This is a genomic window from Halomonas sp. E14 (assembly GCF_052568415.1).
Genome location: NZ_CP199423.1, coordinates 1,793,544 through 1,807,594, shown reverse-complemented (window position 1 = coordinate 1,807,594; position 14,051 = coordinate 1,793,544). Strand labels below are relative to the sequence as shown.

Here is a 14,051-nt window from a genome sequence, read left to right as displayed (position 1 = left end):
CCTGACACCGCCCGCGATAGCTCACTGCAATGGACCGGCTAGCAGCCTGCTATTGGAGAGCAAGGCCTGGCTGGGCCACAATAGTGTCGAATTCCACTGGAGACTTGCCATGTTCGTCGTCATCTTCGGTCGCCCCGGCTGCCCCTTCTGTGTTCGCGCCCAGGCCCTCGCCGAGCGCCTGGAAAGCGCCGGTGCCATCGAGGGACATCGCTATGTTGATATCTGGGCGGAAGGCATCAGCAAGGCCGACCTGGAAAAGACCATTGGCAAACCCGTGAGTACCGTGCCACAAGTCTTCGTCGACCAGACGCACGTAGGAGGCTTCACCGAGTTCGATCAGTACGTGAGAGAAAAGGCCCTGCTAGCCTGATCCTGGCCGCTTGGCGTCGAACGGGCAGTGCTCATTCGCCCTGCTTGGTAGGCGCCTTGGCATTCCTCGAGCACCATTGCTCAGGCATCATTCTTCAAGCACTATTCCTAGTACCTCCCCCAAACCATTCGATTCATGCAACTTTCCTCAGGCAACTTCGCTGGGACTCCCTCCCTGCGCCTGAGGCGTCCGCCACTGATGACGTATCGCTCTCCCGTGCAGCGTTCATGCTGCGTTGAACGTCCTGACGCCGTTGAAAGCCGTTTGCCACCACCTCCTATACTGACGCCTAAGTAGGCGCATCAGGACATAAGGACGGCGCGATGCAACGGCAAGAATTCATCCAACAGCTCTGGCTCGACTATATCCACCACCATCCGGATATCGGAGCCCTGCGCCTGTGGCCACTCGAGACGCCGGCGGAATACCTGGTGCTACTCACCCTCAATCGCACACCCTTTGCAGTGGCAGACCTGCTGCCGACGCTAGGGCATCTTGGCTATCGTCCCATGCAGCGCTTTGCCATGGCCGACCGGGGCCTGCTGATCTGCCTGCTGGCACCACCCGACGAAGGCGCCTGGCTGGTGTTGGCCGAGCTACAGCTGGGGGCGCTCTCTCGCGAACCCAGGGAGGCCCTGGCGCGCCTCGTGACGACCAGTCACCCCAAGGATACCCGCGGCAAGAACCTGCTGTGTCGCGGACGCCCGTGGGATATGCCGGACTGGCCTACCTACCGCCTCGTCAACCAGGCGCACCCGCTGGCTGGCTGGCTCTCGGTGATGGGTCCGGGAATGCATCATGCGGGCTTCGATTGCGAGCAACTGGGCATGGCGCTGGAGGAGTTGAACACCAAGCTTGAGCAGACGGGCCTGAAGGGCAGCGACGATCATCGCCACAGTGTCTTTCCCGTCTCACCGATCCTCCAGTACCGCTTTTATCCCACCAGCTCGCGCCGGCTGGCTTTTGCCGAAGGCGATGAACATCGCATCTGCCTGGGCGGCCTGGCGCTGGTACAAAAACGGCTCAATGGCCACCATGAGCGGGCAGTGGAGGCTCTCTTGCCGCCGCATACCCGCTGCGAGATGGCTTGATCCCTTGAGAGGTTATCCACAGAAACTGTGGATAATGCTGTGCAAGGCGAAGCTCCCATGCCGCGCCATCCCAGCAATAATGCGGCTTCGCAACGATCGGTCACAAAATCGCCACAGCAGAGTGACCTGGATTATTCACTGCCCAGCATGCAAGAACCCGGGCCGGACCCGGGTTCTTGTAATCGCCGAAGCCAAGCCTACGGTCAGGCGTCGAAAGTCATCTCGGGAACATGATCCGGCACAATCAGCTTGCCCGCGGTCTTCTCGATGATCTCCTCGACGCTGACGCCGGGAGCACGCTCCTTGAGGATGAAGGCGCCGTTTTCGATTTCAAGGTAGGCCAGATCGGTCAGCACACGATTGATGCAGCCAGCACCGGTCAGCGGCAGGGTGCACTTTTCCAGCAGCTTGGACTCGCCGTGCTTGGAGGCATGGGTCATGGTGCAGATGATGTTCTCGGCACCGGCCACCAGATCCATGGCGCCGCCCATGCCCTTGATCAGCTTGCCAGGCACCATCCATGAGGCAATGTTGCCTTCCTGGTCGACTTCGAAGGCCCCCAGCACGGTCAGATCGACGTGACCGCCACGAATCATGGCGAAAGATTCCGCCGAGCTGAAGATCGCAGCACCCGGACGCGCCGTCACGGTCTGCTTGCCGGCGTTGATCATGTCCGGATCGACTTCATCCTCGGTGGGAAAGCGTCCCATGCCGAGCAGCCCGTTCTCGGACTGCAGCATCACGTCGATGCCATCCGGCACGTAGTTGGCCACCAGGGTGGGGATCCCAATGCCCAAATTGACGTAGAAACCGTCCTTGAGCTCTTTCGCCACGCGCTGCGCCATTTGTTCGCGAGTCAGTGCCATCTTGTTTGCCTCTTGTGTTCGGTTGAGAAGCGTTTGGCCGTTCGGTTGGCCGTGCAAGGTTTGCAGCGAAGCGGGGCGATCAGCCCTCGCGCACCGTGCGCTTCTCGATACGCTTCTCGAAGGTGCCCTGGATGATGCGATCGACGTAGATGCCCGGGGTGTGGATCTGATCGGGACGCAGCTCGCCCGGCTCGACGATCTCCTCGACCTCCACCACGGTGATCTTGCCGCAGGTGGCCGCCAGCGGATTGAAGTTTTGCGCCGTGTCGCGATAGACCACGTTGCCATAGCGATCGGCCTTCCAGCCCTTCACGATGGCGAAATCAGCGTGGAAGGCCTCTTCCAGGATGTAGTGGCGCCCATTGAACTCGCGCACTTCCTTGCCTTCACCGATCGGGGTGCCGTAGCCGGTGGCGGTATAAAACGCAGGAATTCCGGCTCCGCCGGCGCGCATCTTTTCGGCGAGAGTCCCCTGCGGAGTCAGGATGACCTCGATCTCGTCATTCAGCATCTGCTGTTCGAACAAGGCGTTCTCGCCAACGTAGGACGCGTAGAATCGCTTGATCTGCTTGTCTTCCAGCAGCAGGCCGAGGCCGAAACCGTCGACGCCACAGTTATTGGAGATGACGGTCAGATCCTTCACGCCGCGGCGCTTGATCTCGGCAATCAGGTTCTCGGGGATGCCGCACAGGCCAAACCCACCAGCTACCACGGTCATGCCGCTCTCGATGCCTTGCATGGCGTCTTCGTAGGAGTAAACGCGCTTGTCGAATCCGGACATCGCGAAGCCTCGTCTTGTTGTGAAAAGGAAGAATGACAGTACCGGAACAGTGTTGACCCAGCCAATATATTTGTTAAGTTTGTTTTTTTTATCAATTTATACAAAAAACAAATGAAAAGATGGCCACCATGACCGTAAAGCAGCTACGCGCCTTCCTGGCCGTCGCCCAGACCCTGAGCTTTACCCAAGCCTGCGAGCGGCTGCATCTATCCCAGCCTGCACTCAGCCTGACTATCAAGGGGCTGGAAGAAACGCTGGGCGGTCCGCTGTTGATACGCAGCACACGCAGCGTGCGCCTGACACCCGAAGGCGAGATCCTGCTCCCACTGGCCAAGCGGCTGCTGGCCGAGTGGGACAATACCGAGGAACTGCTGCGCCAGCGCTTCACGCTGCAACTGGGCCGCGTGGCGCTAGCGGCCATGCCCTCCCTTGCCTGCAACCGCCTGCCTAGCGCGCTGCGCGTCTTTCGCGAGCGCTTTCCGCGAGTGAACGTCACAGTACACGACGTCATCAACGAACAGGTGATCGACATGGTGCGCAGCCAGCAGGTGGAGCTGGGCATCGCCTTCGAGCCGGAAACCCAGGAGGGCATCGACTTCCTCCCGCTGTTCGACGACACCTTCATTGCCGTGGTGCCCTGCCAGTCGCTGCTGGCCAGTGCTCCCGCTGTGGGGTGGCAAGCGCTTCTGGCCCATGACTTCATCACCCTGCAGCGCCCTTCGATGGTCCGCATCCTGCTGGAGCAGGCGCTGGCGCAGCGCAACATCGAGCTGCCGGTGGCCTTCGAGAGTCACCAGCTGGCGACGGTAGGCAGGATGGTCGCCAGCGGCCTTGGGGTCAGTGCCGTGCCCTCGCTGTGTCGCGAGCAGATGCACGAGCTCGGGGCTCGCTGCCTGCCCCTGCGCGACCCGCAGATCTCGCGTACCGTGGGTGTGGTGGTCGGCCATGGCCAGGAGCTCTCGATTGCCGCTCGCGCACTGAATGATGTGCTGCGGACCACCCTGTGCGAGCCGACCCCATGGGGCGGCATCACACCGCCTGCGCCAATCTGAGTACGCAGCGTCCATCGGCACTGCGGCCCGCATGAAGCGTTGGCACGCATGAGCCAAGTTGATGCTGGGCAGGATTTCCCTGATCCATTAGCATGGGCGGCTAATCGGAAACGCAGCGCAAGGAGCCCGGCATGTCGACCCTGAAAGGGATCGCCAGCGTTCTGTTCATCGTGGCCAATACCCTGTTCTGGGGGGTGCCGCTGATCTTCCTGACGGCCCTGAAACTGATTACCCCGGGGCGCCCCCTGCGGTTAATCGTACTGAAAGGGCTCAATGGCGTGGCCCTCAACTGGATCGGCGCCAACCTCTGGTGGATTCGGCACTTTCTCAAGCCCCAGCTGACGATGGAGGTGCCCGACGGACTCTCAAGGGAACAAAGGTGGCTGGTCATTTCCAACCATCGCAGTTGGACCGATATTTTTCTGCTATTGATGGCACTGCATCGGCGGATTCCCATGCCGCGATTCTTCCTCAAGCAGCAGCTGATCTGGATCCCCATCGTCGGCCTGGCGTGGTGGGCCCTGGAGTACCCCTTCATGCGACGCTACAGCCGGGAGCAGCTCGAACGCAGCCCGCGTTTGGCGCGCATCGACCGCGAAGCCACGCAGCGCATGTGTCGACGCGCACGCGAGATGCCTATTGCCATCTTCAATTTCGTCGAAGGCACACGCTTCACCCCAGCCAAGCGCGACGCCCAGCAGAGCCCCTATCGCCACCTGCTGCGGCCCAAGGCCGGCGGCACCGCACAGGTGCTTAATCAGCTCGGGGACCAGCTCAGCGGCATCCTCGACATGACGCTGCACTATGAAAACCCCCATCCAACCTTCTGGGGCTTTCTATGTGGGCGCGAAGGCCCCGTGACATTGACGGCACGGCGCCTGGAAGTTCCCAGCTGGATGACCACCGGCAGCTATCACGACGACCCGCTTTACAAGGAACGCTTCCACTCATGGCTCAATGCCCTGTGGCAAGAAAAGGACCAGGCGCTCGACTCGCACTGATCCTGGCACTCGCTCTCTTACTCAGCGCCTGCGCTGGAGGCGGCAACACTCGCCCAAGCGTGGTTCAGCGCAGCGCAGACCCCGGCATCTCGGGCAGCTGGATCGAGGTACAGCGCGGCGACACCATGGGCAGCATCGCCGCTCGCGCCGATGTACCGCTGGCGCGCCTGCAGCGCTTCAACCCCGACGTCAACCCCAATCGGCTGGCGGTGGGCCAGCGCCTGCTCGTACCCACTCAGCAGGAGCGCGCGCCGTCAGGCGGACCCTACCGCTACCAGGTACGCCCCGGCGATACCTACTCGGCCATTGCGCGGCGTTTCAACACCACTCCGGCACGTATTCAGGCGGCCAATCCTGGCATTGAGCCCACCCAGCTACGGGTGGGCCAGGTGCTTCACGTGCCGCTACGCGGCTCCGGCAGCGCCGTTGCCGCAGCACCTGCGGCGTCGAGCCCGAGCCGTCCCAGCCAGGCCGGCAGCGGGACGGCGGCCGCTCCGGCGTCTGCACCTTCGAACGCTCCCGCCCTGCCTGCCTCGGCGCGCAACTGGCCGTGGCCGCTGGACGACTATCGCGTGGTGCGCTCCTTCGGCACCGACAGCCGCGGCACCCTGCAACCCATGCTGCTGGCTACCAGCCGCGGCGCCCGGGCCAAGGCGGTCGCCGATGGTGATGTGCGCTTCGCCGGCAGCATGCGCCAGTTGGGACGCGTGGTCATCGTGCATCACGCCGACAACCTGCAGAGCGTCTACGCCCTGTGCGACACCCTGCTGGTGGATGATGGCGCGCGGGTTACCCGCGGAACGCCGCTCTGTGAGGTCAGCTTCAACAGCGCCGCCGAACGCCACGATCTGCTGTTCGACCTGCGCATGGGCGGGAAGCCGATCGACCCGCGGCGAGTGCTGCGCTGAGCCAACACGCCAACAGGTCAACAAGGGGGCATGCCGATCAGCGAGCCTGACGGTAAAGCCCCCAAAAGAGCACCAGCAGGAGGGCATAGATCCAGCCTCCCGCCGGGTAAGCCAGCAGGCTGTAGGTCAGGCCGAAATCGATGAAGGCCACGGCGAGCAGCGTGCCCGCCACCGCCAGGGACCGACGCTCACCCGAGCCGGAGCCGATCCCCCGGGCAAAGAGCCACAGCGGCGTAACATAGAGACCCAGCAGCGCCAGCAATCCCGGCAGGCCACGCTTGACCCAAGCATCCAGCGCATCGTTGTGGGCATGCCAGAAGCGGCGCAGCAGCGGGTCCTGACGCCCCTCCTCGCTGCGTTCGATCATCAGCGTGCGATAACCGGCCATGCCCCAGCCGGTCATCGGCCGCTCGCCAATCAGCTCTACCGCCCCCTTCCACATCTCGACCCTGGCGCTGATCGAATTCATGTCATCGTCACCGGTGAAGTAACGCTCGACGCCGACCCTGGCATTTTCGACCCGCTCGGCAACCCCGGTCTGCGGCACCAGGTACGCCGCCGCCATTAAGAGCAACAGCGTCGACAGCAAGCCCAGCCGCCAGCGCACCGACATGCGGCTGACGTGCCCCCGGTAAAGCACCCAGGCCGCCAGGGGCAGGCCGATCCAGCCGCCCCGCGTGCCGGAGAGAGCCGAGATCAGCAGGCCAGACAGACCGCCGGCCACCATCAGTAGCGACCAGCGCCAGCGAGCCTGGCGGGACCAGGCCCACCCAAGCCCGGCCAGGCACAGCAGCCCCAGCAGAAGCCCCAGGTTGCCATACAGGATGGCGTTGAAGGGCTCATGCCCCTCGACACGCCGAGAGCCCTCGATCAGCTTCTGCCAGATCGCCCAGGCGCCTCCTGCAAGGCTACCCAGCGCCAGCCCAGCCCATAGCCAGGTTGCCGTCGCACGTAGCTTGGCGAAGGCCACCAGGGCGGCGATGGCCAGCGCAACGGGCCAGGCATGGGCAACGCCGCGCACGCTCTCGCCGTGCCACTGCGCCATCACCAGCCAGGTCAGCCCATAGCCCCCCAGGGCAGCCATCATCAGCCAGTCATCCCTCAGCGGCGCAACCGCATCAGGCGAGTCATCGGCCAGCAACGCCGCCAGCAGCAGCAGGACCGGCACGATGACCAGCCACTGCCAAGGCAACACCAGCAGCATGCCGGCACCGGCAAGCGCCATTGAGGCCAGGCGACGGCTCCACAGAGCCTGCAAATAGCGAAAGCGAAGTGCCGCTCCGGCAGGCGGCGACTGAGGCTCGTTCACGGCGGTATCATCCACTGAGCGCACTCCCGAGGCAGGTGGCCACGGCCCTCCTGCCCCTATCGCATGTCCCTGCCTACTTCGAACTGGAAGAAAGGTAACGGTATAAGGATGAGTCTTGGTTTAAGGCTTAGCCCCGATGGTAGCCAGGCGCCACGAACGGCATCTTCGCCACTACCATGGGCAAGCGCTTGCCACGCACTTCAGCATAAACGGTGGTGCCAATCTCCGCCTGCTCGATCGTGACATACCCCATGGCCACCGGCTGGCCGACGCTGGGGCCGAATCCGCCTGACGTCACGCGACCGATCGAACGTCCGGCTTCATCGAACAACTCTGCTCCCTCACGTACCGGGGCACGCCCTTCGCCAAGCAGGCCGACCCGCTTGCGGCGATGGTCCTTGGCGTCGACCTGATGCAGGATCACGTCGGCACCCGGGAAGCCCGCCGGACGTTCGCCTCCATGTCGGCGCGCCTTGCCAATGGCCCAGATCAGGCCCGCTTCCACCGGCGTGGTCTCGGTATCGATGTCATGCCCATAGAGGCACAGGCCAGCTTCAAGCCGCAGGGAATCGCGTGCGCCCAGGCCAATCGCTTCCACCTCTTGCTCGGCCAGCAGTCGCCGCGCTAGCGCCTCGACCTGGTCTGCGGGCACCGAGATCTCGAAGCCATCCTCCCCTGTATAGCCGCTGCGGCTGATCCATACCGGTATACCGGCCATCTCGAAGCGGCCATGCTGCATGAAGATCATCTCGCAGGCTTCCGGACAGAAACGCTGCATCACATCGGCGGCCTTCGGTCCTTGCAGCGCCAGCAGGCCGCGGTCGAGCACCTCGATGCCGTGGTCAGCGTCCAGCCCGGTCTCGAGCAGCGCCACGTCCTGGTCCTTGCACGCCGCGTTCACCACCAGCACCAGGCAGTCACCGGCATTGGCCACCATCAGGTCGTCGAGTACGCCGCCTTCGTTGCCGGTAAACAGCGCATAGCGCTGCATGCCCACAGGCAAATCGACAATATCGGCACACACCAGCGTCTCAAGGGCCTGCGCGGGATTCGGGCCCTTCAGCAGGATCTGGCCCATATGCGACACATCGAACAGCCCGCAGGAGGTGCGGGTGTGCTCATGCTCCTTCTTGACGCCCAGCGGGTACTGCACCGGCATGTCGTAGCTAGCGAAGGGCACCATCTTCGCCCCCAGCTCCAAATGAAGGGCGTGCAGCGGCGTATGCTTGAGTTGGCTCATCTCGGACTCCTCAGGGAAAAAAGGAGGTGCCTTGCAGGCACCTCCCGAGCGGGCCACAAGGCCGTCGCTCAGCTCTTGTTGTGGTCAAGTTCTTCGCCAGGCAGCACTTCCTTGCCGTCGAAGTAATCCTTGGTGACCTTGAACACAACCGGTGACAACAGCGCCAGGGCGATCAGGTTGGGAATCGCCATCAGGGCATTGAAGGTATCGGCCATCAGCCAGATGAAGCCCAGCTGGGCGATGGCACCCAGCGGAATGGCCAGCACGAACAGCACCCGATAGAGCATGATCGAGCGGGTGCCGAACAAGAACTGGAAGCACTTCTCGCCGTAGAAAGACCAGCCGAGGATGGTGGTGAAGGCAAACACTGCCAGCGCCAGCGACACGATCTGGTTGCCCCAGCCGGGCAGCGCGGCATCGAAGGAGAGCGCCGTCAACGATGCGCCCGCCTCGCCCTCTACCCACACCGTAGAGGTCAGAATGACCAGTGCGGTGATGGTGCAAATGATGATGGTGTCGATGAAGGTGCCCAGCATGGCGATCATGCCCTGGCGCACCGGATTCTTGGTCTTGGCGGCGGCGTGGGCGATCGGCGCACTACCAAGGCCTGCCTCGTTGGAGAAGATGCCGCGTGCCACGCCGAATCGAATCGCCGCCATCACAGCGGCACCGGCGAAACCACCCACCGCGGCATGCGGATTGAAGGCATAGTAGAAGATCATCCCGAATGCCTCGCCGATCTGACCGGCATTGACGATCAGCACCAGCAGGCCGGCGATCACGTAGGCGATCCCCATGATCGGCACCAGCTTGCCAGCCACCTTGGCGATACGCTTGATGCCGCCAAGAATCACCGCCCCGGCCAGCACCATGATCACCACGCCGGTCAGCCAGTGGGGGATGCCGAAGGTGGAGTCGAGGGCATCGGCTACCGAGTTGGACTGTACGGTGTTGCCGATACCGAAGGCCGCCACGGCGCCAAAGAAGGCGAACGCCCCGCCGAGCCACAGCCACTTACGTCCCAGGCCATTCTTGATGTAGAACATCGGGCCGCCGACATGAAAACCGGTGCTATCGGTTTCCCGATAGCGCACCGCCAGCACCGCCTCGGCAAATTTGGTCGCCATGCCGACCAGGGCGGTGATCCACATCCAGAACACCGCCCCGGGCCCGCCCAGCGCGATGGCAGTGGCCACGCCGGCAATATTGCCGGTCCCGATGGTGGCCGAAAGGGCCGTCATCAGCGCATTGAAGGGAGAGATTTCCCCTTCCTCCTCAGCCTTGCGTTTCTCGCCGGGTACCGGCTTGGCGTCGCGTCCCTCCCACATCAGCCGGAAGCCGGTGCCCAGCTTACGGATAGGCATCAGTTTCAAGCCGACCTGCAGATAGACGCCCACCCCAAGTAGCAGGATGAGCATCAAGGGGCCCCACACCACGCCATTGATGGCGTTGAATATCGATGTCAACGTTTCCACTTACGTATCCCTCTGTTGTACGGAGTTGTTGTCAGGCTTGCCAACGGTGCGCCGCCCCCGGGATAGCCGCTCGACAGCAGGGCACACCATTGCCCACCACGGCAGAACGATCGTCGACTGCACTTCGAAACGCTCGCACATATGGCAGAACAAACCGGCGTACCATAGCGGAAAACACCAAGCCAAGACCACCCAGCGGAAAGTAGGCCCCCATGTTCTCGCCGATCCCTTCTTATGCCGTCCTAGGGGGAGCCACTCCACCTCCGTTTCTTATTGGAAACAAGTTTACCCTATTTTCTCCAAGAACGGCTTTTTTGCTAGCCTAGCCAAAGCAGTATCGGCAATGAGGCGGACCCGCTAAACTGACAGCGTAGTGACCCCGGCGCAGGCTGTCGACCGGCAGGGGTTGCCGCGTGTACGCGGTATCAGCGCCGCATTGCGCAGCAAACTCCCTCAGGCAAGAGCATAAAACACGCCATGAGAATGCGCCGACGGACTCGCCAAATACGTCCATTGGCGTTAGCATGCCTGCGTTCAGAAAACCTTTTCGTATAGGAAAACACCATGAGCTCGATTCCAGCCAATCTTCGCTACAACGAAAGCCACGAGTGGGTGCTGGACAACGGCGACGGCACCGTCACCATCGGCATCACCGACCATGCCCAGCAAGCGCTTGGCGACGTGGTCTTCGTCGAACTGCCCTCGGTAGGCACTACGCTCGCCAAGGGCGATGAATTCGGTGTCATCGAATCAGTCAAGGCCGCCTCGGACCTGTACGCCCCCCTCGACGGCGAAATCGTCGAAGTGAACGAAGCGCTGGAAGAGACGCCGGAAACGGTCAACGCCTCACCCTATGAAGGCGGCTGGATCATGAAGGTCCGCCTGGCCGATGCAGGCAGCCTCGAGACGCTGCTCGACGCCGACGCCTATCAGGCCGTTGTCGACAGCGACGCTTGAACCGACCCTCTCCCCACCCCGGCCTTCCGGCCGGGGTTTCTTCACGGTACTACTGACAGGTTATTCCATGGCTATCGACACTCGCCGCCTGGCCGAACTGGCCGACCATGACGCCTTCATCCGTCGCCACAACGGCCCCGGAGCCGCAGATGTTGCCGCCATGCTGGCGGCGCTGGACATGGACAGCCTCGAGACACTGATCGAGCGCACGGTGCCCGCCGACATTCGCCTCGGCCGCCCGCTGCAGCTCGACGCGCCGCGCACCGAAGCCGAAGCGCTCGACTACCTAAAGCGCCTGGCCAAGCAGAACAAGATCTTCAAGACCTATATCGGTCAGGGCTACTACAACACCCACGTACCCGCAGTCATCCAGCGCAACGTGCTGGAGAATCCAGGCTGGTATACCGCCTACACTCCCTATCAGCCCGAAATCGCCCAGGGCCGCCTGGAGGGGCTGCTGAACTTCCAGCAGATGGTCATGGATCTGACCGGCATGGAGCTGGCCAATGCATCGCTGCTCGACGAAGCCACCGCCGCCGCCGAGGCCATGGCGCTGTGTCAGCGCGCCAACAAGAAATCGAAGAGCAACACCTTCTTCGTGGCCGACGACGTGCTGCCCCAGACGCTGGATGTAGTACGTACGCGCGCTCACTTCTTCGGCTTCGAGCTGGTCACCGGGCCTGCCGAGACCCTGGCCGACCACGACGTGTTCGGCGCACTGCTGCAATACCCGGGTGAAAGCGGCCGCATCCACGACCTGGCCTCGCTGCTGACGGCGGCGCGCGAACGCAACATCATGACCTGCGTGGCCGCCGATATCATGAGTCTGGTGCTGCTCAAGGAGCCGGGTGCCCTCGGCGCTGACATCGTAGTCGGCAACACGCAGCGATTCGGCGTTCCCATGGGCTACGGCGGCCCGCACGCCGCCTACTTCGCCACCACCGATGCGCTCAAGCGCTCCATCCCCGGTCGCATCATCGGCGTGTCCAAGGATGCCCGAGGCACCACCGCGCTGCGTATGGCGATGCAGACCCGCGAGCAACATATTCGCCGCGAAAAGGCCACCTCGAACATCTGTACTGCCCAGGCACTGCTGGCCAACATGGCCGGTTTCTATGCCGTCTATCACGGCGCCGAGGGGCTGCGCACCATTGCCAACCGCATTCACCGCCTGACCACGCTGCTGGCTGAAGGGCTGAAGTCCAGGGGCGTAGCGCTGGCGCACGACAGCTGGTTCGACACCCTGCGCCTCACCGGCGTCGATGCCGGCAAGATCCATGGCCGCGCCCTGACCCATGAGATCAACCTGCGCTACTTTGCCGACGGCGATATCGGCGTGAGTCTCGACGAGACCACTACCGCCCATGATCTCGACGTGCTGTTCGACGTGCTGATCGGCGAGGAACACGGCCTTTCGGTCACGACACTGGATGAGCAGGTGACTTCGGGGGGCATCAGCGGCATCCCGGCGGCTTGCCAGCGTACTTCGGGCTTCCTGAGCCACCCGACCTTCCAGCGCTATCGCAGTGAAACCGAGATGCTGCGCTACCTCAAGCGCCTGGAAAACAAGGATCTGTCACTGACCCACGCCATGATTCCGCTGGGTTCGTGCACCATGAAGCTCAACGCCACCAGCGAGATGATTCCAATCACCTGGCCCGAGTTCGGCCAGCTGCACCCCTTCGTGCCGCAGGACCAGGCCGTGGGCTACAAGCAGATGATCGACGAGCTGGCGGCCTTTCTGGTCGAGGTCACCGGCTACGACCATATCTCGATGCAGCCCAACTCCGGCGCCCAAGGGGAATATGCCGGCCTGGTGGCCATTCGTCGCTACCAGGCCGCGCAAGGCGAAGGCCATCGCGATGTCTGCCTGATCCCCAGTTCCGCGCACGGCACCAACCCCGCTTCGGCTGCCATGGTCCAGATGAAGGTGGTCGTGGTGGAGTGTGACAGCCACGGCAACATCGACCTTGACGACCTGCGGACCAAGGCGGCCCAGCACAGCGAGCGCCTGTCGGCGATCATGCTCACCTACCCTTCCACTCATGGGGTGTTCGAAGAAGGCGTGCGCGAGGCGTGTTCCATCGTGCATCAGCACGGCGGCCAGGTGTACATCGACGGTGCCAACATGAACGCCCAGGTTGGCCTCTCCCGTCCCGGCGACTTCGGCGGCGACGTCAGTCACCTCAACCTGCACAAGACCTTCTGCATTCCCCACGGCGGCGGCGGTCCCGGCATGGGTCCGATTGGCGTGAAGGCGCACCTCGCGCCATTCGTTTCGAACCATGTGGTCACACCCATCGCCGGCGTGCGTGAAGAGTGCGGCGCCGTATCCGCCGCCGCCTTCGGGTCGGCCGCGATCCTGCCCATTTCCTGGGCGTATATCAAGATGATGGGGGCACGCGGCCTGCAGCAAGCCACCGAGCTGGCCATCCTCAACGCCAACTACGTGGCCAAGCGCCTCGAGGCCCACTACCCGGTCCTCTACCGGGGCGTGAACGGCACCGTGGCACACGAGTGCATCATCGACATTCGCCCGCTCAAGGCAGCGTCCGGCATCAGCGAGGAAGATATCGCTAAGCGCCTGATGGACTACGGCTTCCACGCTCCCACCATGTCATTCCCGGTGCCTGGAACCCTGATGGTGGAGCCCACGGAATCAGAATCGCGCTATGAAATCGATCGCTTCTGCGACGCGATGATCGCCATTCGCGAGGAAATCGCCTGCGTCGAGCGTGGCGACTGGCCGCTCGACAACAACCCGCTGGTGAATGCGCCGCACACCCAGGCCGACCTGCTGGACGACACCTGGGAACGGCCCTATTCACGAGAACTTGCCGCCTTCCCCTCCGAGGCCGTCAAGGCAGCCAAGTACTGGCCGGCAGTCAATCGCGTCGACAACGTGTTCGGCGACCGTCAGCTGATCTGCTCCTGCCCAAGCATCGATGAGTATCGCGACTGACACGTCGCCGTCTGAAGCTGCCAAGCAGAACGGCCCGCC

At 63.0% G+C, this 14,051-nt stretch carries 12 protein-coding genes; 7 read left to right on the top strand and 5 right to left on the bottom strand.

From position 1 onward, the window contains the following. The first annotated feature begins 109 nt into the window (after positions 1–109). Both ACT7B3_RS08365 and ACT7B3_RS08360 read left to right on the top strand, forming a co-directional pair. Complete coding sequence (locus ACT7B3_RS08365; protein ID WP_444677749.1) at positions 110–370, top strand: GrxA family glutaredoxin; 261 nt, start codon at positions 110–112, stop codon at positions 368–370. A gap of 323 nt (positions 371–693) precedes the next feature. Then, a complete protein-coding gene (locus tag ACT7B3_RS08360) occupies positions 694–1,461 on the top strand; it encodes a DUF1338 domain-containing protein (protein ID WP_444677750.1) in 768 nt (255 codons plus the stop codon). Positions 1,462–1,664: 203 nt separating this feature from the next. On the opposite strand, the gene ACT7B3_RS08355 is transcribed toward ACT7B3_RS08360, so the two are convergent. Next, a complete protein-coding gene (locus tag ACT7B3_RS08355; protein WP_444677751.1) occupies positions 1,665–2,327 on the bottom strand; it encodes a CoA transferase subunit B in 663 nt (220 codons plus the stop codon). A 79-nt stretch (positions 2,328–2,406) separates the two neighbouring features. Beyond that, positions 2,407–3,108, bottom strand: a complete 702-nt coding sequence (locus tag ACT7B3_RS08350) for a CoA transferase subunit A (protein WP_444677752.1) — start codon at positions 3,106–3,108, stop codon at positions 2,407–2,409. A gap of 128 nt (positions 3,109–3,236) precedes the next feature. Between ACT7B3_RS08350 and ACT7B3_RS08345 the strand changes: the two genes are divergently transcribed. From ACT7B3_RS08345 to ACT7B3_RS08335, 3 genes are all read left to right on the top strand, one after another. Beyond that, on the top strand, positions 3,237–4,160 hold the full coding sequence (locus ACT7B3_RS08345; protein WP_444679337.1) for a LysR family transcriptional regulator: 924 nt from the start codon (positions 3,237–3,239) through the stop codon (positions 4,158–4,160). A gap of 131 nt (positions 4,161–4,291) precedes the next feature. Then, positions 4,292–5,161 carry an acyltransferase gene (locus ACT7B3_RS08340; protein WP_445157583.1) on the top strand — a complete coding sequence of 290 codons (870 nt, stop codon included), beginning with the start codon at positions 4,292–4,294 and terminating at the stop codon, positions 5,159–5,161. A gap of 125 nt (positions 5,162–5,286) precedes the next feature. Then, positions 5,287–6,069 (top strand): LysM peptidoglycan-binding domain-containing protein, encoded by a 783-nt coding sequence (locus ACT7B3_RS08335; protein WP_445158860.1) that lies wholly within the window; start codon positions 5,287–5,289, stop codon positions 6,067–6,069. 37 nt (positions 6,070–6,106) lie between these two features. On the opposite strand, the gene ACT7B3_RS08330 is transcribed toward ACT7B3_RS08335, so the two are convergent. The 3 genes from ACT7B3_RS08330 to ACT7B3_RS08320 all read right to left on the bottom strand — a co-directional run bounded on the left by ACT7B3_RS08330 (position 6,107) and on the right by ACT7B3_RS08320 (position 10,093). Then, a complete protein-coding gene (locus tag ACT7B3_RS08330; protein ID WP_445157582.1) occupies positions 6,107–7,393 on the bottom strand; it encodes an O-antigen ligase family protein in 1,287 nt (428 codons plus the stop codon). Between the two features lie 112 nt (positions 7,394–7,505). Beyond that, positions 7,506–8,618 carry a glycine cleavage system aminomethyltransferase GcvT gene (gcvT, locus tag ACT7B3_RS08325; protein ID WP_445157581.1) on the bottom strand — a complete coding sequence of 371 codons (1,113 nt, stop codon included), beginning with the start codon at positions 8,616–8,618 and terminating at the stop codon, positions 7,506–7,508. Positions 8,619–8,686: 68 nt separating this feature from the next. Further along, positions 8,687–10,093, bottom strand: a complete 1,407-nt coding sequence (locus tag ACT7B3_RS08320; RefSeq protein WP_444677756.1) for an alanine/glycine:cation symporter family protein — start codon at positions 10,091–10,093, stop codon at positions 8,687–8,689. Positions 10,094–10,657: 564 nt separating this feature from the next. Between ACT7B3_RS08320 and gcvH the strand changes: the two genes are divergently transcribed. Then, positions 10,658–11,050, top strand: coding sequence for a glycine cleavage system protein GcvH (gene gcvH / locus ACT7B3_RS08315; RefSeq protein WP_445157580.1), 393 nt, complete (start codon positions 10,658–10,660; stop codon positions 11,048–11,050). A gap of 67 nt (positions 11,051–11,117) precedes the next feature. Next, complete coding sequence (gcvP, locus tag ACT7B3_RS08310; protein ID WP_445157579.1) at positions 11,118–14,012, top strand: aminomethyl-transferring glycine dehydrogenase; 2,895 nt, start codon at positions 11,118–11,120, stop codon at positions 14,010–14,012. Positions 14,013–14,051: the final 39 nt, after the last annotated feature.

What these genes read in the sequence shown, in the direction of transcription:
- ACT7B3_RS08340 (WP_445157583.1), top strand. Translation starts at nt 4,292, where the DNA reads ATGTCGACCCTGAAAGGGATCGCCAGCGTTCTGTTCATCGTGGCCAAT.
- ACT7B3_RS08365 (WP_444677749.1), top strand. Translation starts at nt 110, where the DNA reads ATGTTCGTCGTCATCTTCGGTCGCCCCGGCTGCCCCTTCTGTGTTCGC.
- ACT7B3_RS08335 (WP_445158860.1), top strand. Translation starts at nt 5,287, where the DNA reads ATGGGCAGCATCGCCGCTCGCGCCGATGTACCGCTGGCGCGCCTGCAG.
- ACT7B3_RS08345 (WP_444679337.1), top strand. Translation starts at nt 3,237, where the DNA reads ATGACCGTAAAGCAGCTACGCGCCTTCCTGGCCGTCGCCCAGACCCTG.
- ACT7B3_RS08350 (WP_444677752.1), bottom strand. Translation starts at nt 3,108, where the DNA reads ATGTCCGGATTCGACAAGCGCGTTTACTCCTACGAAGACGCCATGCAA.
- ACT7B3_RS08360 (WP_444677750.1), top strand. Translation starts at nt 694, where the DNA reads ATGCAACGGCAAGAATTCATCCAACAGCTCTGGCTCGACTATATCCAC.
- ACT7B3_RS08355 (WP_444677751.1), bottom strand. Translation starts at nt 2,327, where the DNA reads ATGGCACTGACTCGCGAACAAATGGCGCAGCGCGTGGCGAAAGAGCTC.
- gcvP (WP_445157579.1), top strand. Translation starts at nt 11,118, where the DNA reads ATGGCTATCGACACTCGCCGCCTGGCCGAACTGGCCGACCATGACGCC.
- gcvH (WP_445157580.1), top strand. Translation starts at nt 10,658, where the DNA reads ATGAGCTCGATTCCAGCCAATCTTCGCTACAACGAAAGCCACGAGTGG.
- gcvT (WP_445157581.1), bottom strand. Translation starts at nt 8,618, where the DNA reads ATGAGCCAACTCAAGCATACGCCGCTGCACGCCCTTCATTTGGAGCTG.